Origin of the sequence: Haloglomus halophilum (assembly GCF_024298885.1) — an archaeon.
In the GTDB taxonomy this organism is placed as follows: domain Archaea; phylum Halobacteriota; class Halobacteria; order Halobacteriales; family Haloarculaceae; genus Haloglomus; species Haloglomus halophilum.
In genome coordinates this window covers 3956717-3979968 of record NZ_CP101166.1, presented here as the reverse complement: position 1 = coordinate 3979968, position 23252 = coordinate 3956717, and the positions used below count along the sequence as shown (strand labels likewise).

Sequence of the window (23252 nt, the reverse complement as noted above, 5' to 3'; positions counted from 1 at the left end):
CACCGGTCCGTGCAGATGGTATCTCAATGGGGTGAAATCGTGTGAAACGGCGGACACTCCTCCGTGTATCCGGAGCAAGCTTGGCGTCCGGGCTCGCCAGCGGTTGCACCGAGCGCTTCGGTATCGGTGACGATACTCCCGAACAGCCTACTCCCTGTCCGATGCCCGAGTTCGATGCCGTCGCCAGCGACGAGTACGACCGTATCGAACCGTTCGAGCGAGCCGTCTTCGAGCGGGTGAACGAGTCGCGTCGGTCACAGGGCGTTGAGCCCGTTGAGTGGGACGAAGTGCTGGCCTACATCTCGAGACTCCATAGCCGGAATATGGCTATAACGGGATTTTTGGACCATGTTGACCCGGCTGGCAGAGGACCTGGAGACCGAATCGATTCCTTCGGTTATGGCTGCCCCCATTCAAGCGGAGAGATAATCTACAAACACCCATATTTCTACACCAAATACGGGAAGAAATCAGACAAATTGGGGGATGTTGCCGTGGATTGGTGGATAAGCTCTGAGCCACATCGCCGAACGATGTGGAGCGAGCCGGTCGAGGTCGCCGGTGTGGGCTGCTACATCACCCGAGACAACGATATCTACGTCACCAACCTGTTCTGTACGCACGACCCGGCCGACGCCGAGGACGCCGCCACGGGAACCCCCTCGGAGGACTGCTACTACGGGGGTGAGCGCCCGTGACGCGCAGTCGGCGCTCGCTACTGACCGCACTGGCGGGTAGTGCGACCCTGCTCGGCGGCTGTGGGGCATCCGAACGGGAGAGCACCCCGACCCGCGACAGCGGAACCCCCACGGTTACCTTCACGACCTCCACGCCCACTGTCGAAGACACGGCGTCACCGACCGAGTCCCCGACCGACGAACCGACCGAGACACAAGATCCCGTCGCGGAGGCGCTCGCGGCGGCCCGGGGTGATATCGAGACATCGATCGCTCGACTCGAGTCGGCTGCGGTCGTCGCGGACGGGCGGGTCGGGCTCGTGACGGAGGATGCGTTCGCCGAGTACGCTGCGGCGAAGGACCCCTGGCCGCCGGTTCGGGAGGCACGCGAGCGCCTCGAGTTCGTCTCCGACCGGGCGGCAGGCGACCGCGGACGGAGCGTGAACGGGTTGCTGTTCCTCTGTGAGTACCTCGAGACGCGGGCCGTCGAACACGACCGTATCGTCGACGGGTTCTCGTCGTTCTACCAGGCGAACCGGTCGTTCCCGGGCGAGCTGGAACTGGACGGCGCGTCGGCGGCTATCGCGGATATGCAGGCACTACAGGAGCGCACGCGGACTGCCGGGGAGATACTGGACCGTGTCGAGCCGCGAGCCGACGCGCTCGGTGTCGAGGGGTTCGACCTCCGGTCGGCCCGGAAGCGACAGCGCGTGTTCCAGTCCATCGGTCGGGAGTTCGAACCGGCGTTCGCGGGCACGCGCTCGATGCTACGGGCGTACGGGCTCACGAGTGCGACGGCCCCGGCTATCGAGCGCGGCGAGTACGCACAGGCCGAGGAGTTCGCGACCAACGCCGTGACCGCGGCGGAGAACGGGCGTCGGTTCACCGCCACCGCGTTCGAGCGGGACGTTCGGCACTTCCGGGACGTGTTCGAGCAGGACCGCTGTCTCTGTGACGGACTGCAAACCGCCGGAGAGCGCTACCAGTCGGCAGCGCGAGCGTACCGTGAGGGGCAGGCGGAGACGGGTCGCGAGCGGTACCGGGCGGCGAAGAACGCGCTGGAGGCGACCGAGGAAGAGTGTGGAATCGAACTCTGAGCGCTACGCCTTCACGTAGTCGTCGAGATACTCCTCGTTGACGACCCACTCACCGTCGTCATCGCGGACCATGTACTCGCCGTAGTAGGGGACGCGGTCGTCGACCGTCTCCCGGAGTGCCTCGCGGATGTCCGGTTTCGTCATCTCACCCATCGGCTTGAGGTCGTCGTTGCGGTTGAGACAGCCCTTCAGGAAGCCCTGATGCGTGACGCGGACGCGGTGGCAGCTGGCACAGAACTCCTCGTTGCCGACGGGGTCGACGATCTCCACCATCCCCGTCTCGGTCGCTTCGGTGCCGTCGGGGCTGACCCAGTAGCGACGGCGGTCGTGCATCTCGCGGTGTTCGATGTGGTCGGCCTGCTCCGCCAGCCAGTCGTGGACGCGGTCGATGTCGACCGCCCACTCCGGGCGCCCGGCCAGTTCGGGCATGTACTCGATGAGCTGGAGCTGGAGCCCCTCGTTCTCGGCGACGTGGTCGACCATCTCGGGGACGTAGCCCGCGGTCTGCTCGAAGACGACCATGTTGAGTTTGACAGGCGTGAGGCCGGCATCGACGGCCGCCTGCACGCCCTCCAGCACCGCGTCGTACTGGGTGCTCTGGGTGACCTCGCGGAAGGCCGTCGGGTCGAGTGCGTCCTGCGAGACGTTGACGCGGTCGAGCCCGGCCTCGCGGAGTGCCTCGGCACGACCGGGCAGGAAGGTCCCGTTCGTGGTGAGCGAGGTCTCCATCCCGTCGGGTGCGCGCCGGACGATCTCCTCGAGGTCCTCGCGGAGCATCGGCTCGCCGCCCGTGAACTTCACCTTCCCCACGTCGAACTCGGCCGCGACCTCCAGGAACCGGACCACGTCGTCGGTACTCATCTCGCCGTCGGCTGGTTCCATCGGTCCTCGCGTATCTCCCAGGCCCTCGTTGTGGCAGTAGACGCAGTCGAAGTTACAGCGGTCCGTCAGTGATACCCGGACCCCCGTCAGCTCGCGCCCGTGCCCGTCGACCAGCATACCCGACCGTTCGCCCGACGACGCTTAATCGTGTGGCCACGATTCGACAATACGTAACCGGATTCAGTCACGTCGCGGTGGGGGTTGCGGGTGCCGCGCCGCTTAACCGACTCGCCACCCAATCCGTGGCAATGAGTGACGCCGTTTCGGACGACGCCGGAACCGGTGCTGTCGGGGAGCGGTCGGCCGCCGCCGACCCCGGCGTGGCCCCGAGCGATGCCTTCGCCGCGCTCGGGGGCGAGACGCGGATGGGTATCGTTCGGACGCTGTTCGAGGCCGAGCGCGATGCGGGGCGCCCGGTGACGTGCTCGTTCTCGACACTGTTCGAGGCCAGCGACGAGGAGACCACCGCCGGGTTCGCCTACCACCTGAGAGAGCTCCCCGAGACGTATCTCCGGAAGATCGAGCCGACGGAGGCCGACACCGCCGACGATGAGGCGGGCTACCGCCTGACGGCCGCCGGTCGCCGGGTCGCCCGGGCCATCGCGGCCGGCACGCTGACCGAGAGCGCCGACCGGGACCCGGTCGACCTCGAGGCCCCCTGTCCGTTCTGTGCCGAGGCGGACCTGGTGGCTGCCGGCGACGACACGGTCCTCACGGTCGCCTGTGGGGCGTGCGAGCGCGAGGTCCTCGCGCTGCCGTTCCCGCCAGCCGGCTACCGGGCCCACGACGACGGTTCCCTCCCGGCCGCCGTGGATAGCTACTACCGGGGGCGAATCGGGACGATGCGTGACGGGACCTGCCCGGAGTGTGGGGGAGTCGTCGAGACAGCCGCCGAACTGGCCCGGCACGACCACCGCGGGGACGGTCCCGGCGCCGACGGTGACGACACACACGACCGTTCCGACGACCACGACGGGGAGCTCGTCGCCCACGCGCGCATGACCTGCACGGCGTGTGGCTATCGTCTCCGCTGTCCGGTGACGCTGACGGTGCTGGACGAGCCGGCCGTCGTCGCGGCTTTCCACGCCGCCGGTATCGATCTCTCGGAGCGACCGCTGTGGAACGTCGGGCCGGAGTGGCGCGAGCGCGTCGTCTCGACGGACCCGCTCGCGGTCCGCGTGACCGCGCAGGTCGGGGATGGTGAGCTCGCCTGTTTCGTCGGGCGCGACCTCTCGGTGGTCTACACGGACCGCGTCACGCCGGACGATGACGGCGACGGCCGCCGCTCCGGCGCCGACGTCACGGGCGCCGGGGCTGGGACGGACCAGTCGGTCGAGAGCGCGGGCAGCGAGACAGAAGACGCGGACGCGGACACGGGGGCCGACCAGCCCGCCGTCGGCGAGCCGGATTCGGCGCCCGCGTGAGGACTCGTCGGGTCGTTACTCCTCGTCGCTCTCGCTCCCCTCGTCGAGCAAGCCGTGCTCGTCGAGGTGGGCACCGATCTCGCTGCGCTCCAGCGCCTCGAAGGTGGCCGTCTCGGCGTCGATGGTCGCGGCACTCATCCCCTCGGGCGTGAGGTCGCCGTCGGCCGTGGCGGCGAGGGCCTCGAACGCCAGTCGGAGGCCGTCGTCGACCGTCTGCAGGTCGTCGTAGCCCTCCTCGAGACGGTCCTGTGCCTCGCGCTGGTTGCCGCCGACGGCGACCGCCTTCCACTCGTACGGCGTGCCGGACGGGTCCGTCTCGAAGAGGCGGGGTTCGCCCCCGTCGTCGACGCCGGCGATGAGGAGCGCACAGCCGAACGGGCGCGCGCCGCCGGTCTGGGTGAACTCCTGGATGTTGTCCGTGATGGCCTTCGTGAGCGTCTCCGTGTCGACGGCCTCGCCGTAGCGGAGCTTCTCGACCTGTGCGCGACGGCGGGCCATGTCGACGAGGCGGCGCGCGTCGGCTGCGTGCCCCGCGGTCGCGACGCCGAGGTGGTCGTCGGCCTTGTGGATCTTCTCGACGCTCTCGGCGACCTGCAACTCCGAGCGGAGCCGGCCGTCCGCCGCGAGGACGACGCCCTCGGGCGTTCGGATGCCGACCGCCGCCGTGCCGCGCTTCACCGCCTCGCGGGCGTACTCCACCTGATAGAGCCGGCCGTCCGGCGAGAAGATGGTGATACCGCGGTCGTACGCCTGCTGTTGGCTGTTCTGCATTATCGGACACCTCCGGCCGCCCCGTTCATGAGAGCACCGGTCGCGTCACGTAGCTCCGTCTCCACGCCGTCGGCGGTCACGCGCGCGACGACGACCCCGTTCCCGGAGGCCGTATCCCGCTCGCTGGCCGCCAGCACGGCGTCGACGGCCGTGGGAACGGCCGACTCGACATCGCCCTCGGGGTCGTACTCGCGTTCGAGGGCACCCGTCGCGACCGTCATCCCGCTGCCGGTCGCGGCGAACGCCGACTCCTCGATGCGGCCGCCCGCGCCGTCGAGCTGATACAGGTGTGGCTCGACGCCGTCCCCGTCGTCGTGCGCCGGGTCGACGCCGCCGAGCAGCGGACTCACTGGAAGCCCGCGGAGGATGGCGCTCCCGACCGTGGAGAGGGCCTCCATGCTCATCCGGCGGCCGCGCCGGTTCTCGTAGAGGTCGGCCTCGGCGCGGAGCTGTTTCAGGTACGCCTGGGCCGCGCCGACGGAGCCGGCGATGGTGACGGCCGCGGTCGGGTGGACCTGCTCGACCTTCACGACGTTCTTGTTGGAGACGAAGCGGCCGCCCAGCGACGCGCGGCGGTCCGTCGCGAGGACCACGCCATCGTCCGCGACGAGGCCGACCGTCGTCGTCCCGGTACTGTACTCCACCGCGTTCTCGCCGCCGGCTGCGGGAGTGTCGCCACCAGCGCCGGCTGCGGGGATGTCGCCACCGCTGCTGCCGGCCGCGTTCGTGCCCGGCGCCACGCCGAGCGGGTCGAGCGACCCACCCAGGTCGAGGCTCGGGCGGTCGTTGGGGTTCATGCACCTGAGGTGAAGGCCGAGGAAGGGATACGTTCTCGCTAAAATTTCCTTTAGCGAGCGTCTGCTCAGCAACTTCCAGGTTTGTATCGGAACATCCCCCCATCCGGACGATTTCGGCAACTCCCTCGGGATACTGCCGTTCCAGCGACGCCGCCGCTGAGCGGACCGCGTCACAACCCTTATCGCTCGCACGGGGCCTATCGCCGGTAATGGTAGACCGGAACGAGGTTCTCGATGCGCTGCGCTCCGTGGAGGACCCGGACCTCGGGGACGACATCGTCTCGCTGGGGCTCGTCAACGACGTGACCGTGGGCGACGCCATCCAGGTCGACCTCGCGCTGGGCGCACCGTACTCGCCGACCGAGACTGGCATCGCCGAGGAGGTCCGCGCGGCGCTCTCGGGGCTCGGGCTGTCGGTCGAGCTGTCCGCGAACGTCGACCGCGGCGTCGCGGCCGAGGACCAGATCCTCCCCGGCGTGAAGAACATCATCGCCGTCGCCTCCGGGAAGGGCGGCGTCGGCAAGTCGACCGTGGCCGTGAACCTCGCGGCCGGACTCGCGGACCGCGGAGCTCGGGTCGGGTTGTTCGACGCCGACGTGTACGGCCCGAACGTCCCGCGGATGCTGGACGCCGGCGAGGCACCGAAGGCGACTCAGGACGAGACGATGGTCCCCCCGGAGAAGTTCGGGATGAAGCTGATGTCGATGGACTTCCTGCTGGGCGAGGACGACCCCGTCATCTGGCGGGGTCCGATGGTCCACAAGGTCATCACCCAACTGTGGGAGGATGTCGAGTGGGGCGCGCTGGACTACATGGTCGTCGACCTGCCGCCCGGCACCGGCGACACCCAGCTGACGATGCTCCAGTCCGTGCCCGTCTCGGGCGCCGTCATCGTCACGACCCCGCAGGAGGTTGCACTCGACGACGCCCGCAAGGGGCTCCGGATGTTCGGCAAGCACGACACGCCCGTGCTGGGCATCGTCGAGAACATGGCTGGCTTCCGCTGTCCGGACTGTGGCAGCACGCACGACATCTTCGGCGCGGGCGGCGGCGAGCGGTTCGCCGAGGAGAACGACATGCCGTTCCTCGGCTCCATCCCGCTGGACACCTCCGTCCGCGAGGGTGGCGACTCGGGGAAACCGGTCGTCCTCGACGACGACAGCGAGACGGGCGAGTCGTTCCGCGACTTCGTCCGCACGGCCGCCGACATGCAGGGCATCGTCCACCGGCGCCGACACCAGCAGCAGGCGAACGCGCCGGAGCAGTGAGCGACGACGGTTCCGGGAGCCCCGACCAGCCCAGCGACGACCCCGAGCGTGCGGCCATGCTCCGCGACGTGGCCCGCGAGGTCCGTGGCGACAACGACGAGTCCGAACGGGTCGCGGCCATCCTGTTCCGGGTGTCGGACCTCTACGACCCCGACGAGGAGACGGACCCCGAGTCCATCTACCGGAACATGCGGACCATCCTGCAGGTGAGCGAGCGCGGGACGCTGGAGCGGGACCGGGACTGATTGGGCGCGCCGCGGCATCCGACACGGAGCGCCGGGAGACGGCCTCGCACACGCGGACGGCATCACTACGTTTTTATGCACCTGCCCGGTACGAGCAAGCGCAAACACTGTAGCGGGTGTCCGGCACCCGCGAGTTCCGGCTCGTCCGGGGCGAAACTACCAGGCAGAACGCCAAGTGCGACGGTGGCCGAGTGGTCTAAGGCGCAGGGTTGCTAACTCTGTGGCGCAAGCCTCCGGGGTTCGAATCCCCGCCGTCGCGCTAGCCACACCAACAAGACATGAGTGCAGAAGACCCAGACGCGGCGGAGGACACGGAGTCCGAGGAAGAGGAGGACATCCGGTACTTCGTACGCATTGGACAGACCGACCTCGACGGCACGAAGTCCGTCGAGCGGTCGCTGACCGAGATGAACGGCATCGGGCACCGGGCCGCCCGCCTCATCGCTGAGAAGGCAGGCGTCGACCGGCGCGCCGTCTTCGGCAAGCTCGACGACGACGTCATCGACAGCGTCGTCGAGCTGGTCGAGGGGTACGCCGACGAGGTGCCCGACTGGATGAACAACCACCGGAACGACTACTTCAGCGGACAGACGACGCATCAGATCGGCAACGAGCTCGAGATGACGCGTCGTCAGGACATCAACCGCATGAAGATGATCGACTCGTACAAGGGCGTCCGACACGAGCGCGGCCAGAAGGTCCGTGGACAGCGCACGAAGTCCACCGGCCGGACGGAGGGCACCATCGGCGTCAACGTCGAGGCGATCAAGGAAGAGCAGGCCGAGGAGGCCGCAGCGGGTGAGGAAGAATAATGGCACTCGGTAGCAACACGAAGTTCTACGAGACGCCGAACCACCCGTACCAGGGCGAGCGCATCGACGAGGAGGCGAGTCTGCTCGACCGGTACGGCCTGAAGAACAAGGAGGAGCTGTGGCGGACCCAGTCGACGCTTCGTTCGTTCCGTCGCGAGGCCCGCTCGCTGCTGGGCCAGACGGAAGCTGACGCGGCCGCAGAGCGCGCCCGCGACCAGTTCCTCGCCCGACTCCGCCGTATCGGCGTCCTGGGCGACGACGACGGCCTGGGCGACGTGCTGGCGCTGGACGTGACGGACGTCCTCGAACGGCGACTCCAGACCGTGGCCTACCGCCAGGGGCTGGGCAACACGGCCGACCAGGCGCGACAGTTCATCGTCCACGGGCACGTCACCGTGCGCGACGCCCGCGTCACGCGACCGGGCTACACCGTCGAGGTGGCCGAGGAGGACCACATCGAGTTCGACGAGAACAGTCCGCTGGCAGACGACCTCCACCCCGAACGAGCAGGTGAGCAGGAATGAGCTCAGAAGAGGATGTACCACAGGACCGGTGGGGTGTCGCCCACGTCTACGCGTCGTTCAACAACACCGTCATCACCGTGACGGACCTGACCGGCGCCGAGACCATCGCCAAGTCCTCCGGCGGGACCGTCGTGAAGCAGAACCGCGACGAGGCCTCGCCGTACGCTGCGATGCAGATGGCCGAGGTCGTCGCCGAGGAGGTCCAGGCCGCCGGCCTGGAGGGCCTGCACGTCAAGGTGCGTGGCCCCGGTGGCAACCTGCAGAAGAGCCCCGGCCCGGGCGCACAGGCGACCATCCGGGCGCTCGCACGCGCCGGTCTCGAGATCGGCCGCATCGAGGACGTGACTCCCATCCCGCACGACGGGACGCGGGCACCCAAGAACAGCGGGTTCTGACATGAGCGAGGACTACGAGGTGGAGTTCATCGACCGGGACGAACGCGACGCCCGGTTCGTCGTCCGCAACATCACGCCGGCGTTCGCCAACGGCATCCGGCGTGCCATCGTGGCCGACGTGCCGACGCTGAGCATCGACACCGTCCGTGTCATCGAGAACTCGTCGGTGATGTTCGACGAGCAGATCTCGCTCCGCCTCGGGCTCGTCCCGCTGACGACGCCCGACGACTACATGGAGGGCGACACGGTCACGCTCGCGCTCGACGTCGAGGGGCCCGACACCGCGTACTCGGGCGACCTCGTCTCCGCCGACGACCAGGTCCAGCCCGCCGACGAGAACATCCCCATCATCGACCTCAAGTACCCCGAGGGGGCGGATTCGCCCCAGCGCCTCGAGGTCGAGGCCGAGGCCGTGATGGACCGCGGGAAGGCCCACGCCAAGCACCAGGGTGGCGTGGCCGTCGGCTACCGACACCTCCAGACCGTGGAGGTCGTCGGTGACGCCGAGGAGTTCGAGGCGGACGAACCGAACGTCCTGCGTGGCGTCATCGAGGAGGACGGCGAGCTCGTGCCGACAGAGGAGTTCGACCACGACCTCTCGAAGCGCTACCCGGGCAAGGAGGTCGAGGTCCACGACGTGCCGAACGCGTTCGTGTTCAGCATCGAGAGCGACGGCTCGCTCTCGGTCGAGAACCTCGTCCTGAACGCCGTCGACACCATCGCCGACCGCGCGGACGAACTCGAACAGGCCGTCCAGCTGTAACCGGACGAACCGAACACACACCAACATGAACCCGACAACCGTGACCCCACGACTCCACGCCGGCCTCGCCGGCACCGACGCGCTCGCATGGGGCCCGACGCCCGCGACGGCTGCGCCGTCGACGGGTACATGGGCCGACGAGCGGACGCTGGATGTCGTGACCCGTGCCGACCCCGACCACGGGACCGAAAGCGGTTTGAAGGGATACACCGAACGGGTGGATGCGCGCAGGGATAGCCAAGTCTGGCCAACGGCGCAGCGTTCAGGGCGCTGTCCCGTAGGGGTCCGCAGGTTCAAATCCTGCTCCCTGCACTCCACCCTTCTGCGGAACTTGCACAACAATGAGCAGTAACAAGACGAATCCGAGGCTCGCCAGCCTCATCGCCGACCTCAAGTCCGCCTCCCGCAACGGGGGCGGCGACGTGTGGGGCGACATCGCGGAGCGGCTGGAGAAGCCGCGCCGCACCCACGCGGAGGTCAACCTGGGCCGCATCGACCGCTACGCCCAGCCCGACGAGACGATCGTCGTGCCGGGCAAGGTGCTCGGCTCCGGCGCGCTCCGCACGGACGTCACGGTGGCGGCCGTGAACTTCTCCGGCACCGCCGAGACGAAGATCGACGCAGCTGGCGAGGCCATCACACTGGAAGAGGCACTGGACCGCAACCACGAGGGCTCCGACGTCCGGGTGATCCGATGAGCTACGCCGAGTACGACGCCGATATCGTCGTCGACGCACGGGACTGCATCCTGGGTCGCGTCGCCAGCGAGGTCGCAGAGCGCGCGCTCGACGGCGAGCGCGTCGCCATCGTCAACGCCGAGGACGCGGTCATCACCGGCCGCGAGGAGTCGACGATGGAGAAGTACCGCAGCCGCCGGGACGTTGGCTCCGACCGTGGGCCGTACTACCCGAAGCGGCCGGACGGCATCTTCAAGCGCGCCGTCCGTGGTATGGTGCCGTACAAGACGACCCGCGGGCGCGAGGCGTTCGAGCGCGTCCGGGTCTACGTCGGCGACCCCTACGACGACGAGGAGGCCGAGGTCATCGAGGGCACCTCGCTGGACCGGCTGTCGAACATCCGCTTCACCTCGCTGGGCGACATCAGTGAGGAACTCGGCGCCAACGTCACCTGGTAACCAGTATGGTCACGAACACCTCAGGCAAGAAGAAGACCGCCGTCGCCCGCGCCACCGTCACGGACGGGAGCGGCAAGGTACGTATCAACTCCCAGCCGGTCGAGCTGGTCGAGCCGGAACTCGCCCGCCTCAAGATGACGGAGCCGTTCCGCATCGCCGAGGACGAACTCCGCGAGGGCGTCGACATCGATGTCACCGTGCAGGGTGGTGGCTTCTCCGGGCAGGCAGACGCCGCCCGGACCGCCATCGCCCGCGGGCTGGTCCAGCACACCAACGACGCCGAGCTGCGAGAGGCGTACATGAGCTTCGACCGCTCGCTGCTGGTCAACGACGTGCGTCAGTCCGAGCCCAAGAAGTGGGGCGGCCCCGGCGCACGGGCCCGCTACCAGAAGTCGTACCGCTAACAGCCGCACACCCCAGAATCCAACACACAAGGTGATACACCAATGATGGTACCCGTCCGCTGCTTCACGTGCGGCAAGGTCGTCGGCGAGCACTGGGAGGAGTTCAAGTCCCGAACCCGCGAGGGGGACGACGACCCCGAACAGGTGCTCGACGAGCTCGGCGTCGAGCGGCACTGCTGTCGCCGCATGCTCGTCTCGCACAAGGACCTGGTCGACGTGGTGGCACCCTATCAATGATGGCGGGACCAGACAACCGCTACGAGAAGGCACGCATCATCGGCGCGCGAGCGCTGCAGGTGTCCTTCGGGGCGCCCGTGCTCATCGACACGGAACAGACCGAGCCCATCCTCATCGCGGCCGAGGAGTACGACGCGGGCGTTCTCCCGTTCACCGTCCGCCGGAGCGACAAGCCGGGGGCCGAGGAGACATGACGCTCGTCACCGAGGTGCGACTCCGGCGCATCCTCGACTCCCGTGGCTCGCCCACGGTCGAGGCCGAGGTCCGAACGGAGTCCGGCGGTCACGGCCGCGCCGCGGCGCCCTCCGGGGCGTCGACCGGCGAGTACGAGGCCGTCGAGCGGCCGGCGGGCGAGGCCATCGCCGCCGCCCGCGAACTGGCGGTCCCGCGTATCGAGGGGCAGGTGTACGCCGGCGACCAGCGGTCGGTCGACGCCGCGCTCCGCGCGGCCGACGGCACCGAGGACTTCTCCGAGATCGGCGCCAACTCCGCCGTCGCCATCTCGATGGCCGCGGCGAAGGCCGCCGCGGACGTGCTCGGCGCCCCGCTGTACCAGCACCTCGGTGGCGCCTTCCGCGGCAACGAGTTCCCGACGCCGCTGGGCAACGTCGTGGGCGGCGGCGAGCACGCCGCCGACGCCACGCACATCCAGGAGTTCCTCGCCGCGCCGGTCGGCGCCCCCTCGGTCGCGGACGCCGTGTTCGCGAACGCCGAGGTCCACGCCGCCGTCGCCGACATCCTCGACGACCGGGACATCCCGGCCGCCAAGGGTGACGAGGGCGCCTGGGCACCCAGCATCGACGACGCCGAGGCGTTCGAGATCGTCGACGAGGCCATCGAACAGGTCGAGGAGGCCGTCGGCTTCGAGATCCGCATGGGTCTGGACGTCGCCGGCGCCGAGCTGTACGACAACGACGCTGGCGTCTACCGGTACGGCGAGCGCGAGCGCACCCCCGCGGAGCAGCGCGACTACATCGCCGACCTGGTCGACGACTACGACCTCGTCTACGTGGAGGACCCGCTGGACGAGGACGACTACGAGGGCTTCGCCGACCTGACCGAACGGGTCGACGACTGTCTGGTCTGTGGCGACGACCTGTTCGTCACGAACGTCGCGCGCCTGCAGGAGGGCATCGACCAGGGTGCCGCCAACAGCATCCTCGTCAAGCCCAACCAGATCGGGACGCTCTCGGATGCGTTCGACGCCGTCGAGACCGCACACCGCGCGGGCTACGACGCCGTCGTCTCGCACCGGTCGGGCGAGACCGAGGACACGACCATCGCACACCTCGCCGTCGCGACCGCGGCCCCGTTCATCAAGACGGGCGCGGTCGGTGGCGAGCGCACCGCCAAGCTGAACGAACTCATCAGAATCGAGGAATCCGCATGAGCGACAACGAGGAAGGCCTGGAGACCGACGCCGACGCCGAGTCCGAGGAGGACACGCCGGCCGAGGTCGCCGAGGTCGACGACGAAGAAGCACCGCCCGCCGCCGAGGAGGCGGCCGAGGAGACAGGCGAGGACGAGGCTGCGGCCGAGGCCGAGGAGGCCGAGGAGACGCCCGTCCTCGACGAGGACGTCATGCCGGACGAGGAGGCCGACCTCCTCATCCCGGTCGAGGAGTACCTCCAGAACGGGGTCCACATCGGGACCCAGCAGAAGACCAAATCGATGGAGCGGTTCATCCATCGCGTCCGCACGGACGGGCTGTACGTGCTGGACGTCTCCCAGACCGACCAGCGCATCCGCACGGCGGCATCGTTCCTCTCGAACTACGCCCCCGAGCAGATCCTGGTCGCGTCCTCGCGACAGTACGGCCGGTTCCCGGCCGAGAAGTTCGCCGAGGCCGTCGGCGCCCGTGCCCGGACCGGCCGGTTCATCCCGGGTACGCTGACGAACCCGAAGTACGACGGCTACATCGAGCCGGACGTCGTGGTCGTCACCGACCCCATCGGTGACAGCCAGGCCGTCAAGGAAGCCATCACGGTCGGCATCCCGGTCGTGGCGATGTGCGACTCCAACAACACCACGTCCAACGTGGACCTGGTCGTCCCGTCCAACAACAAGGGGCGCAAGGCACTGTCGGTCGTCTACTGGCTGCTGGCCAACGAGACGCTCGACAACCGCGGCGCCGAGCCGACCTACGCCCTCGAGGACTTCGAGACCGAACTGTAGACGCGCGACGACTTTCGTTCTCCAGCCATCGACCGGCCAGCGACAGTGCCGGGTAGGGCGATAACCTGGGACTTTCGGCGAGAGATCCGAATACTATCGGCAGACTGTCCGAATATATGTCTTATCTGGGCTGGAACTCACTGCGCGTCCGGCGCCGTCGGCCGCAGGTCCCCGTACAGCAGGTCGTCGGGCAACTCGTCGGAGCCGAACCAGCCGGCCTCGGTGACGCCGTCGCCCGGCGTGGGGTCGGGACTCCCGCCGCGTCGGGGGGAGGCCTCGAAGACGAGCGCCGGGTCAGGGAGCGGTGGGCGGTCGAACGGGTCGCGGGCGACGTGGATGTGGACCTCCGAGAGGTCGTCCAGGCGGACCTCGATGCCGGTCGCCGATTCGACGGCCCGACGGGCGCACTCGCGGTAGTCCTCGCCGGGGCGCCGGGCGTCGCCCGGGTCGGCCCAGCTGTCTCCGTGACGAACGAGCAGGAGGCGCCCCTCGGCGTCGCGGACGCGTGCGGTGGCGCCACCGACCACGTCGAACGCCTCGAACGTCTCGGCCAGCGCGTCGTACGACGAGGCCTCGCACTCCCAGCCCCGGCGGACTACGTCCAGCTCACCGTGTTCGGCGGCGAGGTCGCTGACGAGGGCGGCGACGTGGCGGCGGAGTCGGTCGGCGGCGCCCGAGCGGTACACATCTCGGTCGAGGACCGGCGACGGCAAGGGCGTGTCGGCTCGGAGGGCGTGGCCGGCAACCGCCGCTCGTGTGGTCAGAGTCAAGTGCCCACCCACCCGACGCGGGGGTATGACAGTCTCCTCGGCCCCCGGGAAGGTGTACCTGTTCGGGGAGCACGCCGTCGTCTACGGCGAGCCTGCGGTCCCATGTGCTATCGAGCGCCGGGCGCGTGTGACCGTCGAGCGCCGCGACGACGACCGCGTCCGGGTGAACGCCGACGACCTCACGCTCGACGGCTTCACCGTCGCGTGGGGCGGCGAGAGCGACGCGCCGGAGCTGAACGTGCCGAACAACCTCGTCGAGGCCGCGATGGGCTACCTCGACGGCGCCGTCGAGCAGGCCCGCGACGCGGCCGAGGCACCCGACGCGGGACTGGACATCAGCGTCGAGTCGGATATCCCGCTGGGTGCCGGCCTGGGTTCCTCGGCGGCGGTGGTCGTGGCCGCCATCGACGCGGCGGCGCGCGAACTCGGGACCGAACTCGGCCGCGAGGCGCTCGCCGACCGCGCCTTCCGGGTCGAACACGACGTGCAGGACGGCCAGGCCTCGCGGGCGGACACGTTCTGCTCGACGATGGGTGGGGCCGTCCGGGTGCAGGGCGACGACCGCCGGCAACTCGACGGCGTGGGCAACCTCCCGTTCGTCGTGGGCTACGACGGCGGTGCGGGCGACACCGGCGAACTCGTCGCGGGCGTCCGCGAACTCCGGGACCGACACCCGTTCGCCGCCGACACGGTGGAGGCCATCGGCGACCTCGTCTGGGAGGGCGAGACGCTGCTCCAGGGCGAGAACACGCCGCTCGACGAACTCGGGCAGCTGATGAACTTCAACCACGGCCTCCTGTCGGCGCTGGGCGTCTCCGCGCGCTCGCTGGACTCGATGGTGTGGGCCGCCCGCGAGGCCGGCGCCTACGGCGCGAAGCTCACCGGCGCCGGTGGCGGTGGCTGCATCGTCGTGCTCGACGACAGCGAGGGCGCGAAGACCGCGCTCGACTACACGCCCGGCTGCGAGGAGGCGTTCCGGGCCGAACTCGACACCGACGGTGTCCGGAGGGAGGCATGACCACCGTCCTCAAACTCGGCGGGAGCGTCGTCACCGACAAGGGGGCCGTCGAGCAGGTCGACACGGGACGGCTCGAACGGGCCGCGGACGCGGTCGGCGCGGTCCACGGACGCGACCGGAGCGAGGGTGACGGGACCACGCCCGAGCCGGCCGAACTCGTCGTCGTCCACGGTGGCGGCTCGTTCGGCCACCCGAGCGCCGAGCGCTACGGCGTCACCACCAGCGACGGTACCCACGACGCCAGCGCCGTCCGCGACATCCACGGCGCGATGCGCGACCTCAACCGCGCGGTCGTCGACACGCTGGCCGACGCCGGGGTGCCCGCGGTCCAGGTAGCGCCGTTCTCGACCGGCTACCGGGTCGGCGGCGAGTTCCAGCAGCCGGCCGGTGCCGTGGCCGCCCTCCTCGCGGAGGGGTTCGTACCCGTCCTCCACGGCGACGTGGTCGCGACGGCCGGCCAGGGCGTGACGGTCGTCTCGGGCGACGAACTCGTGACCGAACTCGCCGAGGGCCTCGATGCCGACCGCGTCGGCCTCTGCTCGGACGTACCGGGCGTGCTGGATCGGGACGGCGCGGTCATCGAGCGCATCCAGGCGTTCGACGATGTCGCGGACGTGCTCGGCGAGAGCGCCGCGACGGACGTGACGGGCGGGATGGCCGCGAAGGTCCGGACGCTGCTCGACCTCGGCACTCCGGCGTCCGTCTTCGACCTCGACGGCCTGGACGCGTTCCTGGCAGGGGAATCCCCCGGAACGCTGGTCGCCGGTTCGTACTTCAGTTACGGCGGGGAGTGAACCGCCCTCGCTGCTCTCCTCCGGGTCGCTGGGTCCCGTGATCGTGGTGGCAGACAAATCTATGTTCAGTGAGAACAATACCCACGATAGGTGAACCACAGATGTCGGTACACGAGGGTGATTCGATAGACGACCCCCGGTCCTCGGAACTCGTGAGTGCCTGCCGGACGACGGTCGGCGACCAGGTCCGGTCGGTCACGTACTTCACACTCGACGACTTCAGGCAGCTGTACCTCCGCTCGGACCTCGACTCGGACGCGGACCTGTCCGGATTCGTCGAGCACGAGAGCCTCGGCTTCCAGGCCAACACCGCGTACCGTGACTCCGAACTCGGGGATTACGAGTACACCATCCGGGTCTTCGAGAACGGGTTCCTGTGTCGGATCACGACCGCCGACGAGGGCGTGTTCCTGACGACCGACGGGCTCACACTCCGGGACTTCGACGAGGTCGCCGCCGCGGTCGGTTCGATTCTCGACGGGGAGTAGTCGGGACTCACCCCCGGAGCGGGACCTCGCCATCCAGAATCTGTCGGCCCTGCTCGGCCAGCACGAACGGCACCATCCGCATCACGGGATACGTCGGCTTCGCGTTCGGGGAGTCATCGAGATGCGCCCGGAAGAACCCCTCCGTGATGACACCCAGTTTCAGCGTTCCGAGCGCGCGGTAGAACTCGTCGTGGCGGTACTCTCGGCCCGTCCGTTCCTCGTAGCGGTCGACGATGTGGCCGCGCCCCGGCGAGTCCGGGTGGCTGGTGAACCCGGAGTAGTCCTCGACGAACACCCGGAGCATCTCGAAGTAGTTGTGGTCGCCGTACCGCTCGCGCACCTCGTCGGTCATGATGGACGGGTCCGAGTCCTGCTCCCAGTACGAGAGGAGCCAGCCCACGTCCGCCAGCGGATCGCCCCGGGCGGCCATCTCCCAGTCCAGCACGCCCACGAGGTCGGCCTCGTCGCCGGGGGCGAACATGAGGTTGTCCGGCTTGTAGTCACCGTGGACGAACGCCGTCGCGTCCGCGGGGCGCTCGGGGAGACGCTCCTCCAGCCGGTCCGCGAGTTCGTGCAGGCCACTCACCCGTCGCTCCTCCGCCGTACGCTCCTCGGCCCAGGCGAGCTGGTCGCGGTAGGTCCGCAGCTCCCGCTCCAGGTACGCCTCCGGTGTGTCGGGGTCCGCGTCGAACGCGTCCGGTACGGGCACGTCGTGCAACGCCGCGAGCGCGTCGGTCGTCTCGTCGACGATGCGCTCCCGGGCGGCCGGCGAATCGAACCGGTCCGGAACCCGGTCCTCGATGACCTCCCCGTCGAGCAGTTCCATCACGAAGAACTCGTCTCCGACGACCGACTCGTCGCGGCAGCGGTGCAGCAGGCGAGGAGCGGGGACGTCTGTCTCCGCAACGGCCGCGAGCGCGGCGTACTCCCGTCCCACGTCGGCCAGCATCTCCGGCGCCGGCGTCGAGGTCGGCGGAATGCGGACGACGTAGCACTCGTCGCCCCACTCGACGAGGAGCGTGTCGTTGGCGTTCCCACCCGGTAGTTCACGGATGCCGGCCGTCTCGGCCGGCCCGAAGGCCGTCTCCAGTTCCGCCGCGAGCGCTGTCCCGTCCCCGACCCGGTCCGCGTGCGCCTCGATGTCCATGGCTTCCCTACAGCGCGGGGCCACCCGTGGTAAACGTTATCCCCCATCCACCGCAGCACCGGACATGGACGCACGGCACGAGTTCTTCCACGCGCCCGGCGACGGCGAGTTCTGGTCCGAGAGCCACTACCTCGATGTCGTCGGTGACGGCGTGGCCGCACACGCCCGCATCGGCTTCTACCCCAACCGCGACGCGGCCAACGTCTTCGCGTACCTGCTGGAGGGGACGGGCCCGGATGCGACCGTCTACCGGCTGCGTGACGACGAGGTCGACCTCCGGCACGTCCACGGGCTGACCGTGGACGCGCCGGATCTCTCCTTCGAGATGGTGCCCGAGGAGGTCGGCCGGGACTGGCGCGTCGCCTTCGGCGGGACCGCCGCGCGCTGCGAGGACGCCGGCGAGGTCGTCGCGGGCGCGGGGGAGCCGGTCGATATCGAGGTCGAGCTCGTGACCCACGCCCGACACGAGCCGTTCCTGTACTCGGGGGGTACCGACTGGCCGGGTGGCGAGGACGAGGACCGCTACGAGGTCGCCACCGAGGTCGAGGGGACGGCCACGGTCGGGACCGGCGAGGACGCGCGGACGCTCGCGCTGGAGGGCCCCGGCGAGCGTGACCACTCCTGGGGCCGGCGCGACTGGACCGACGGCGAGTGGCTCTGGATATCGGGCTCGTTCGACGACGGCTCGGCGTACAACCACCTCTCGGCGTGGGCCGCCGGCTACGGGCCCAGCGAGATGGACCCGGTCATCACCAACGGGTTCTGGTTCGACGGGGACGAGGTCCACACCATCACGGACGCCGACCTGTCGGCCGACCCGGCGTTCGGTGTCGAGACGGGTCGGACCTGGATGAACGACGGCGCGGCGCCGACCATCGACCTCACGCTCGGCTGGGACGGGGGGAGCGCCGACCTCGCCGTCGACCCGGGCGCGACGACACCTGTCGACTGGACCGACGAGGAGACGGGCCACCGGGCGGTGCTGAACCGGTCGCCGTTCGAACAGCGGAAGGACGGCGAGGTCGCCGGGCGGGGGTGGCTGGAGAACATGACGCAACTCGGCGCCGACTGAGCCGCCCAGCCACGGCCTCCGTCACGGTCACGGCAAGCGATTAGTCCCTCCCGGGACTGGGGACGCCATGGATATCCAGCGGTTCGAGTTCCCGCAACCCACCTGGGGCCCGAGCGTCAACGTCCTCCGGGTCGGCGACACGCTCATCGACACCGGACACGTCCGCTCGGCCGAGGCCCTCGCCGAGGCGCTATCGGACCCCGACCGACTCGGCGGTGTCGAGCGCGTCGTCCTGACGCACCCCCACATCGACCACGTCGGCGGCTCCGAGGTACTCGACGAACTCGCCGACCTGCCCCACGTCGCGCTCGAGGGCGTCCCGTTCATCGTCCACGACTACCGCGAGTACCTGCTGGAGGCGCGCGCGGACATGACGCGGCTCTGTGCCGGTCTGGGCGCGACGGACTCGATGTGGGACAGCTACTTCCCGGTCGACCGGGAGTACCAGGAGGACCGCATCGAGTTCGAGCGCGTCCTCGCCGACGGCGACACGGTCCGGCTGGGCGAGTACGAACTGGACGTGCTCTCGACGCCGGGCCACTCCGGACAGCACGCCACCTTCTGGCACGAACCCTCGGGCACCTGTCTCCCGGGCGACATCGTCTCGGAGAACGGCCACTTCATGTACGCACCGCTGTACTGCGATATCGGCGACTACAAGCAGTCGTTCCGGCGGCTGCGGGCGCTGGAGGCCGACCGGCTGGTCCCGATGCACGGGCCGCCGATGGAGAACCCCCGCGAGCGCATCGATGACTGCCTCGCGAAGGCCGAGCGGACGGAGTCCCGACTGCTGGACTGGCTCGACGACCGCGGCAGCTTCTTCGCCCGCGAGTTCGCCAGCGATGTGCTGGGGGCGGAGGGCGCCGCCGTCGGCTTCCTCACGATGGTCGTCTACGAGTACGCCCGCCACCTCGAGGAGCGTGGCGAGTGTTCGGTGGCGGTCGAGGGGGACGGCATCGAGGTCTCGCGCTGAGCGACCGGAACGGGTGTCGGCTGCCGCCCCCGTGTGGGGGCCCGTGGTGTGCCCACCTCTCCCGTGGCTCGACGGGTCGCACAACGTTTTTGGGCGGTCACACCGCACCGTTGACATGGCGAACGACGCTCCACAGCCGTTCTCGGAGAAGCTTCGTGTACCGGAGGCGCTGACCTTCGACGACGTTCTCCTGCGCCCGAAGGAGAGCCGTGTCGAGCCCGACGAGGCCGACACCCGGACGAGCGTCTCGAAGTCCGTCGACCTCAACATCCCCGTCCTCTCGGCCGCGATGGACACCGTCACCGAGGCCGACCTGGCCATCGAGATGGCCCGGCAGGGCGGCATCGGCGTCCTCCACCGCAACATGGATGTCGAGGAGACGGTCGAGCACGTCGAGCGCGTCAAGCGTGCCGACGAACTGGTCATCCGCGATGTCGTGACCGCGGAACCGGACCAGACCGTCAGCGAGGTCGACGCGATGATGGGCCGCGAGGGCGTCTCCGGCGCGCCGGTCGTCGACGAGGACGACCGCGTCCTGGGCATCATCTCCGCGACCGACATCCGGCCGTTCCTCGAGGTCGGCGAGACCGACGCCGTCCGCGAGGCGATGACCGACGAGGTCGTCACCGCACAGGAGGGCGTCAGCGCCCGCGAGGCGCTCGAACTCATGTACGAGCACAAGATCGAGCGCGTCCCCGTCGTCGACGAGGACGACCGCCTCACGGGCCTGGTCACGATGCAGGGCATCCTCGCCCGCCGGGAGTACGACAACGCCGTCCACGACGAGCAGGGCGGCCTCCGCGTCGGCGTCGCCGTCGGCCCGTTCGAGGAGGACCGCGCGACCGCGGCCGACGACGCCGGCGCGGACATCCTCTTCATCGACTGTGCCCACGCGCACAACGCGAACGTCATCGACAGTGCCCGCTCCATCAAGAACGAGGTCGACGCGGACGTCGTCGTCGGGAACATCGGCACGCGCGAGGCCGCTGAGGCCGTCGTCGACTTCGCCGACGGTGTCAAGGTCGGCATCGGGCCGGGGTCCATCTGTACGACCCGCGTCGTGACGGGCGCCGGGATGCCCCAGATGACCGCGGTCGCCGAGGTCGCCGACGTGGCCGGCCCCGCGGGCGTGCCGGTCATCGCCGACGGTGGCATCCGCTACTCCGGTGACGCCATCAAGGCCATCGCCGCGGGCGCGGACGCCGTCATGCTGGGCTCGTACTTCGCGGGCACCGACGAGGCTCCGGGTCGGGTCATCACGATGAACGGCAAGCGCTACAAGCAGTACCGCGGGATGGGGAGCGTCGGCGCGATGCAGAGCGGCGGCGGCGACCGCTACCTCAAGGAGGACGACGAGGACGAGGAGTACGTCCCGGAGGGCGTCGAGGCGGCGACCCCGTACAAGGGCCCGCTCGCGGACGAGCTCCATCAGCTCGTCGGCGGGATGCAGTCCGGCATGGGCTACGTCGGTGCCGAGACCATCCCCGAGTTCAAGGAGCGCTCGGAGTTCGTCCGCGTCTCCGCGGCCGGACAGACCGAGGGTCACCCCCACGACGTGATGATCACCGACGAGGCGCCGAACTACTCGCCGCAGAACGAGTAGCGACCGTCCCGAACGAGAACCCCTTCTGCCGCGAGTCGCTCGCTATCCGGACTCACCGAGACATAAACGACCGGAGGATGCCGCCTCTCCCGCGGGACGACCCCGGCCGCTGACATCCGCCCTGCGAGGCGAGAACTGGCCGCATATGGACTCTGACAGCCGAGGGTACTCTATCCGAAGTCCTGAATGTAAATTCAGCTGCCTGACATTGGTAACTACCTTCATACCCGCTTGTACCGACGGTGGAGCCATGTCCGATGGACTGTTCCACTGTGTATGCCGGACCTGCCCCGCCGAACAGATCGCCGACGATGTCGCCGGCCGTGCGAGCTTCTTCGAGGCCCACGCGGAGCACGAGGTCGTGACCGCGACGCTGCCGACACGGACTGCGGAGCCCGAGTCGCGGGGGCGTGTCGTCGAGCTACGGGCGAGCGACTGAACTGTGGGGCGGTGGAAACTGACTGGCGACGACAAGCGCAGAATCGAGAGGGTGTGAGCGTATCCGAGAGACCACGGGTGCGGTCCGGATTCCCGCCGAAGGTCAAGCAGTGAGCCGAGCAGGAGGCGACCGGGCAGTCAGAGGCCGATTAGAAGCAGGAGTCAAAGTGAGGGCTGTCCGGTTCCTGGTGGAGATGAGGACGTATATCGGCTCTGAGATCCATCGATTGCGGTTAATGTTTATAATACCGTAGCAGGGATTGGCAGCATGACCAATGCCCCCCGTCAAGGGGAGAAATCCGAATTAGCCGTCGCTTCGGAACTGATGATGAAGGGGTACGGCGTGTCGTTCCCCTTCGGGCACGATTATCAATACGACCTCATCGTCGACAAGGACGGAGCTTTATACAGAATTCAGGTCAAGACGGCGAAGATCGAGGACGGGAATCGATACTACATCCAAGCTGACGCAGGACAATACGATGAGGAGTACGTCGATCTGCTCGCAGGCTACTCGGAAGATGAGGTAGCTACATTCTATATTCCGGTCAGCGAGGCGAGTGGGAAGCGCCAGCGGGTTACCTTCACAGAGTTAGAGAGGATGGGTTCTAAGGAAAACCAGGATCGGGCTAATCACATCAGCGATTACCGGTTCGGCGAGGCCATCAGCAGAGTGGAATCCGACTGATACCGTTGTGTCTACTCCGGCATGTTGAGAGGATTTCTGAGATTCATGTTTCTGTAGAAGCGCGCAACCCGTCGACAAACGAACTACTGAAACGTCGATTTACGGGCGGTTCACCGGTATCGGTGGCGACCACGGTTGCGGATTCTGCGTACTTCTCTAGAACAACGCGAAGACGCTGACATCCTAAGCCGTCGGAATGTGCTCGACGACGACGCCGTCGACGTCAGCGCGTTCGGGATCGAAGTCGGCAAGCGGGTCGTCGGTGGTGAACACGGTAGTCTCGCCTGAGAGTTCCTCTGCGAACATGATGATAGGGACATCCTTCGCCTGGATACCCCAGGCGCTCGCGAGTAGTCGGATGGGCTGTTGGCGTCGTACCTCGTGGATGTCCATGCTCCCGATGGCCTCGTGGCCGGGGAACTCGACGTTGTGACGTTTGGCGACGATGACATTGAACTCCCGCTTCATCTCCCGGATTTCGGAGTTCTCAGCACTGGCGGCCCGGTTGAAGGCTTCGGTCACCTCGCCGTGGATGTAGGCGCTGATGCCGACGTACCGGTCACCTGCCCGGACTTCGTCGATCTTCTCGACGGCGGCGGGAGCCTTCTCGGTGAGTCCCCAGACCCAGACGTTCGAGTCGTATACGTCCACAGAA

General features: G+C 68.6%; 30 protein-coding genes and 2 tRNA genes. 26 read left to right on the top strand and 6 right to left on the bottom strand.

Annotated features, from left to right (window positions below; genetic code table 11):
• Positions 1-161: 161 nt before the first annotated feature.
• Together NL114_RS19390 and NL114_RS19385 are read left to right on the top strand one after the other, a co-directional pair.
• Positions 162-698 carry a CAP domain-containing protein gene (locus NL114_RS19390; protein WP_254822561.1) on the top strand — a complete coding sequence of 179 codons (537 nt, stop codon included), beginning with the start codon at positions 162-164 and terminating at the stop codon, positions 696-698.
• Positions 695-1774: a hypothetical protein gene (locus NL114_RS19385; RefSeq protein ID WP_254822560.1), complete on the top strand. Its 1080-nt coding sequence runs from the start codon at positions 695-697 to the stop codon at positions 1772-1774. Before NL114_RS19390 ends, NL114_RS19385 begins: the two co-directional genes overlap by 4 nt.
• 3 nt (positions 1775-1777) lie before the next feature.
• Here NL114_RS19385 and moaA read toward each other — a convergent pair whose 3' ends face one another.
• A complete protein-coding gene (moaA, locus tag NL114_RS19380) occupies positions 1778-2773 on the bottom strand; it encodes a GTP 3',8-cyclase MoaA (RefSeq protein WP_254822559.1) in 996 nt (331 codons plus the stop codon).
• 131 nt (positions 2774-2904) lie between these two features.
• On the opposite strand from moaA, the gene NL114_RS19375 reads away from it, so the two are divergent.
• Entirely contained in the window at positions 2905-4080 is a 1176-nt protein-coding gene (locus tag NL114_RS19375) for a DUF7351 domain-containing protein (protein ID WP_254822558.1), read from the top strand.
• Positions 4081-4095: 15 nt separating this feature from the next.
• On the opposite strand, the gene psmA is transcribed toward NL114_RS19375, so the two are convergent.
• The gene (gene psmA / locus NL114_RS19370; RefSeq protein WP_286671111.1) at positions 4096-4854 is read right to left on the bottom strand and encodes an archaeal proteasome endopeptidase complex subunit alpha; all 759 of its coding nucleotides are present in this window, start codon (positions 4852-4854) and stop codon (positions 4096-4098) included.
• The gene (locus NL114_RS19365; RefSeq protein WP_254822556.1) at positions 4851-5648 is read right to left on the bottom strand and encodes an Ntn hydrolase family protein; all 798 of its coding nucleotides are present in this window, start codon (positions 5646-5648) and stop codon (positions 4851-4853) included. The genes psmA and NL114_RS19365 overlap by 4 nt, the downstream gene beginning before the upstream one ends.
• A gap of 209 nt (positions 5649-5857) precedes the next feature.
• Between NL114_RS19365 and NL114_RS19360 the strand changes: the two genes are divergently transcribed.
• From NL114_RS19360 to rpsB, 15 genes are all read left to right on the top strand, one after another.
• Positions 5858-6916 (top strand): Mrp/NBP35 family ATP-binding protein, encoded by a 1059-nt coding sequence (locus tag NL114_RS19360; protein ID WP_254822555.1) that lies wholly within the window; start codon positions 5858-5860, stop codon positions 6914-6916.
• Positions 6913-7161: a DUF7976 family protein gene (locus tag NL114_RS19355; protein ID WP_254822554.1), complete on the top strand. Its 249-nt coding sequence runs from the start codon at positions 6913-6915 to the stop codon at positions 7159-7161. The genes NL114_RS19360 and NL114_RS19355 overlap by 4 nt, the downstream gene beginning before the upstream one ends.
• Positions 7162-7338: 177 nt before the next feature.
• A tRNA-Ser gene (locus NL114_RS19350) sits at positions 7339-7420 on the top strand.
• A gap of 19 nt (positions 7421-7439) precedes the next feature.
• Positions 7440-7973, top strand: coding sequence for a 30S ribosomal protein S13 (locus NL114_RS19345; protein WP_254822553.1), 534 nt, complete (start codon positions 7440-7442; stop codon positions 7971-7973).
• Positions 7973-8497 (top strand): 30S ribosomal protein S4, encoded by a 525-nt coding sequence (locus NL114_RS19340; protein ID WP_254822552.1) that lies wholly within the window; start codon positions 7973-7975, stop codon positions 8495-8497. The genes NL114_RS19345 and NL114_RS19340 overlap by 1 nt, the downstream gene beginning before the upstream one ends.
• Entirely contained in the window at positions 8494-8892 is a 399-nt protein-coding gene (locus NL114_RS19335; RefSeq protein WP_254822551.1) for a 30S ribosomal protein S11, read from the top strand. Before NL114_RS19340 ends, NL114_RS19335 begins: the two co-directional genes overlap by 4 nt.
• 1 nt (position 8893) lies before the next feature.
• Entirely contained in the window at positions 8894-9655 is a 762-nt protein-coding gene (locus tag NL114_RS19330; protein WP_254822550.1) for a DNA-directed RNA polymerase subunit D, read from the top strand.
• A gap of 227 nt (positions 9656-9882) precedes the next feature.
• Positions 9883-9967, top strand: a tRNA-Leu gene (locus NL114_RS19325).
• Between the two features lie 29 nt (positions 9968-9996).
• Positions 9997-10353 carry a 50S ribosomal protein L18e gene (locus NL114_RS19320; protein ID WP_254822549.1) on the top strand — a complete coding sequence of 119 codons (357 nt, stop codon included), beginning with the start codon at positions 9997-9999 and terminating at the stop codon, positions 10351-10353.
• Entirely contained in the window at positions 10350-10790 is a 441-nt protein-coding gene (locus tag NL114_RS19315) for a 50S ribosomal protein L13 (RefSeq protein WP_254822548.1), read from the top strand. The genes NL114_RS19320 and NL114_RS19315 overlap by 4 nt, the downstream gene beginning before the upstream one ends.
• A 5-nt stretch (positions 10791-10795) precedes the next feature.
• A complete protein-coding gene (locus NL114_RS19310; RefSeq protein ID WP_254822547.1) occupies positions 10796-11194 on the top strand; it encodes a 30S ribosomal protein S9 in 399 nt (132 codons plus the stop codon).
• Positions 11195-11236: 42 nt separating this feature from the next.
• On the top strand, positions 11237-11431 hold the full coding sequence (locus NL114_RS19305; protein WP_254822546.1) for a DNA-directed RNA polymerase subunit N: 195 nt from the start codon (positions 11237-11239) through the stop codon (positions 11429-11431).
• Positions 11428-11625 carry a DNA-directed RNA polymerase subunit K gene (locus tag NL114_RS19300; RefSeq protein WP_434084099.1) on the top strand — a complete coding sequence of 66 codons (198 nt, stop codon included), beginning with the start codon at positions 11428-11430 and terminating at the stop codon, positions 11623-11625. The genes NL114_RS19305 and NL114_RS19300 overlap by 4 nt, the downstream gene beginning before the upstream one ends.
• Positions 11622-12821 carry a phosphopyruvate hydratase gene (gene eno / locus NL114_RS19295; protein WP_254822545.1) on the top strand — a complete coding sequence of 400 codons (1200 nt, stop codon included), beginning with the start codon at positions 11622-11624 and terminating at the stop codon, positions 12819-12821. Before NL114_RS19300 ends, eno begins: the two co-directional genes overlap by 4 nt.
• The gene (rpsB, locus tag NL114_RS19290; RefSeq protein ID WP_254822544.1) at positions 12818-13606 is read left to right on the top strand and encodes a 30S ribosomal protein S2; all 789 of its coding nucleotides are present in this window, start codon (positions 12818-12820) and stop codon (positions 13604-13606) included. The genes eno and rpsB overlap by 4 nt, the downstream gene beginning before the upstream one ends.
• 137 nt (positions 13607-13743) lie before the next feature.
• On the opposite strand, the gene NL114_RS19285 is transcribed toward rpsB, so the two are convergent.
• Entirely contained in the window at positions 13744-14292 is a 549-nt protein-coding gene (locus NL114_RS19285; RefSeq protein WP_254822543.1) for an NUDIX hydrolase, read from the bottom strand.
• A gap of 109 nt (positions 14293-14401) precedes the next feature.
• Between NL114_RS19285 and mvk the strand changes: the two genes are divergently transcribed.
• From mvk to NL114_RS19270, 3 genes are all read left to right on the top strand, one after another.
• Positions 14402-15394, top strand: a complete 993-nt coding sequence (gene mvk / locus NL114_RS19280) for a mevalonate kinase (protein WP_254822542.1) — start codon at positions 14402-14404, stop codon at positions 15392-15394.
• Positions 15391-16188 (top strand): isopentenyl phosphate kinase, encoded by a 798-nt coding sequence (locus NL114_RS19275; RefSeq protein WP_254822541.1) that lies wholly within the window; start codon positions 15391-15393, stop codon positions 16186-16188. Before mvk ends, NL114_RS19275 begins: the two co-directional genes overlap by 4 nt.
• 101 nt (positions 16189-16289) lie before the next feature.
• Positions 16290-16676, top strand: a complete 387-nt coding sequence (locus tag NL114_RS19270; protein ID WP_254822540.1) for a DUF7522 family protein — start codon at positions 16290-16292, stop codon at positions 16674-16676.
• Between the two features lie 7 nt (positions 16677-16683).
• Here NL114_RS19270 and NL114_RS19265 read toward each other — a convergent pair whose 3' ends face one another.
• Entirely contained in the window at positions 16684-17823 is a 1140-nt protein-coding gene (locus NL114_RS19265; protein ID WP_254822539.1) for a phosphotransferase family protein, read from the bottom strand.
• 64 nt (positions 17824-17887) lie between these two features.
• Between NL114_RS19265 and NL114_RS19260 the strand changes: the two genes are divergently transcribed.
• The 5 genes from NL114_RS19260 to NL114_RS19240 all read left to right on the top strand — a co-directional run bounded on the left by NL114_RS19260 (position 17888) and on the right by NL114_RS19240 (position 22597).
• Positions 17888-18895: a DUF7064 domain-containing protein gene (locus NL114_RS19260; protein WP_254822538.1), complete on the top strand. Its 1008-nt coding sequence runs from the start codon at positions 17888-17890 to the stop codon at positions 18893-18895.
• Between the two features lie 67 nt (positions 18896-18962).
• Positions 18963-19868, top strand: coding sequence for an MBL fold metallo-hydrolase (locus NL114_RS19255; RefSeq protein WP_254822537.1), 906 nt, complete (start codon positions 18963-18965; stop codon positions 19866-19868).
• Between the two features lie 115 nt (positions 19869-19983).
• Positions 19984-21471 (top strand): IMP dehydrogenase, encoded by a 1488-nt coding sequence (guaB, locus tag NL114_RS19250; protein ID WP_254822536.1) that lies wholly within the window; start codon positions 19984-19986, stop codon positions 21469-21471.
• 250 nt (positions 21472-21721) lie between these two features.
• Entirely contained in the window at positions 21722-21910 is a 189-nt protein-coding gene (locus NL114_RS19245; RefSeq protein ID WP_254822535.1) for a hypothetical protein, read from the top strand.
• A 267-nt stretch (positions 21911-22177) separates the two neighbouring features.
• Positions 22178-22597 carry a group I intron-associated PD-(D/E)XK endonuclease gene (locus tag NL114_RS19240; protein ID WP_254822534.1) on the top strand — a complete coding sequence of 140 codons (420 nt, stop codon included), beginning with the start codon at positions 22178-22180 and terminating at the stop codon, positions 22595-22597.
• 183 nt (positions 22598-22780) lie between these two features.
• Here the strand turns inward: NL114_RS19240 and NL114_RS19235 are convergent, their stop codons facing one another.
• Positions 22781-23248 (bottom strand): hypothetical protein, encoded by a 468-nt coding sequence (locus NL114_RS19235; protein ID WP_254822533.1) that lies wholly within the window; start codon positions 23246-23248, stop codon positions 22781-22783.
• Positions 23249-23252: the final 4 nt, after the last annotated feature.

What these genes read in the sequence shown, in the direction of transcription:
- NL114_RS19255 (WP_254822537.1), top strand. Translation starts at nt 18,963, where the DNA reads ATGGATATCCAGCGGTTCGAGTTCCCGCAACCCACCTGGGGCCCGAGC.
- guaB (WP_254822536.1), top strand. Translation starts at nt 19,984, where the DNA reads ATGGCGAACGACGCTCCACAGCCGTTCTCGGAGAAGCTTCGTGTACCG.
- NL114_RS19320 (WP_254822549.1), top strand. Translation starts at nt 9,997, where the DNA reads ATGAGCAGTAACAAGACGAATCCGAGGCTCGCCAGCCTCATCGCCGAC.
- NL114_RS19390 (WP_254822561.1), top strand. Translation starts at nt 162, where the DNA reads ATGCCCGAGTTCGATGCCGTCGCCAGCGACGAGTACGACCGTATCGAA.
- NL114_RS19305 (WP_254822546.1), top strand. Translation starts at nt 11,237, where the DNA reads ATGATGGTACCCGTCCGCTGCTTCACGTGCGGCAAGGTCGTCGGCGAG.
- eno (WP_254822545.1), top strand. Translation starts at nt 11,622, where the DNA reads ATGACGCTCGTCACCGAGGTGCGACTCCGGCGCATCCTCGACTCCCGT.
- NL114_RS19330 (WP_254822550.1), top strand. Translation starts at nt 8,894, where the DNA reads ATGAGCGAGGACTACGAGGTGGAGTTCATCGACCGGGACGAACGCGAC.
- moaA (WP_254822559.1), bottom strand. Translation starts at nt 2,773, where the DNA reads ATGCTGGTCGACGGGCACGGGCGCGAGCTGACGGGGGTCCGGGTATCA.
- NL114_RS19310 (WP_254822547.1), top strand. Translation starts at nt 10,796, where the DNA reads ATGGTCACGAACACCTCAGGCAAGAAGAAGACCGCCGTCGCCCGCGCC.
- NL114_RS19270 (WP_254822540.1), top strand. Translation starts at nt 16,290, where the DNA reads ATGTCGGTACACGAGGGTGATTCGATAGACGACCCCCGGTCCTCGGAA.
- NL114_RS19245 (WP_254822535.1), top strand. Translation starts at nt 21,722, where the DNA reads ATGTCCGATGGACTGTTCCACTGTGTATGCCGGACCTGCCCCGCCGAA.
- NL114_RS19240 (WP_254822534.1), top strand. Translation starts at nt 22,178, where the DNA reads ATGACCAATGCCCCCCGTCAAGGGGAGAAATCCGAATTAGCCGTCGCT.
- NL114_RS19340 (WP_254822552.1), top strand. Translation starts at nt 7,973, where the DNA reads ATGGCACTCGGTAGCAACACGAAGTTCTACGAGACGCCGAACCACCCG.
- NL114_RS19360 (WP_254822555.1), top strand. Translation starts at nt 5,858, where the DNA reads ATGGTAGACCGGAACGAGGTTCTCGATGCGCTGCGCTCCGTGGAGGAC.
- NL114_RS19365 (WP_254822556.1), bottom strand. Translation starts at nt 5,648, where the DNA reads ATGAACCCCAACGACCGCCCGAGCCTCGACCTGGGTGGGTCGCTCGAC.
- mvk (WP_254822542.1), top strand. Translation starts at nt 14,402, where the DNA reads ATGACAGTCTCCTCGGCCCCCGGGAAGGTGTACCTGTTCGGGGAGCAC.
- NL114_RS19260 (WP_254822538.1), top strand. Translation starts at nt 17,888, where the DNA reads ATGGACGCACGGCACGAGTTCTTCCACGCGCCCGGCGACGGCGAGTTC.
- rpsB (WP_254822544.1), top strand. Translation starts at nt 12,818, where the DNA reads ATGAGCGACAACGAGGAAGGCCTGGAGACCGACGCCGACGCCGAGTCC.
- NL114_RS19315 (WP_254822548.1), top strand. Translation starts at nt 10,350, where the DNA reads ATGAGCTACGCCGAGTACGACGCCGATATCGTCGTCGACGCACGGGAC.
- NL114_RS19375 (WP_254822558.1), top strand. Translation starts at nt 2,905, where the DNA reads ATGAGTGACGCCGTTTCGGACGACGCCGGAACCGGTGCTGTCGGGGAG.
- NL114_RS19335 (WP_254822551.1), top strand. Translation starts at nt 8,494, where the DNA reads ATGAGCTCAGAAGAGGATGTACCACAGGACCGGTGGGGTGTCGCCCAC.
- NL114_RS19345 (WP_254822553.1), top strand. Translation starts at nt 7,440, where the DNA reads ATGAGTGCAGAAGACCCAGACGCGGCGGAGGACACGGAGTCCGAGGAA.
- NL114_RS19265 (WP_254822539.1), bottom strand. Translation starts at nt 17,823, where the DNA reads ATGGACATCGAGGCGCACGCGGACCGGGTCGGGGACGGGACAGCGCTC.
- NL114_RS19275 (WP_254822541.1), top strand. Translation starts at nt 15,391, where the DNA reads ATGACCACCGTCCTCAAACTCGGCGGGAGCGTCGTCACCGACAAGGGG.
- NL114_RS19300 (WP_434084099.1), top strand. Translation starts at nt 11,428, where the DNA reads ATGATGGCGGGACCAGACAACCGCTACGAGAAGGCACGCATCATCGGC.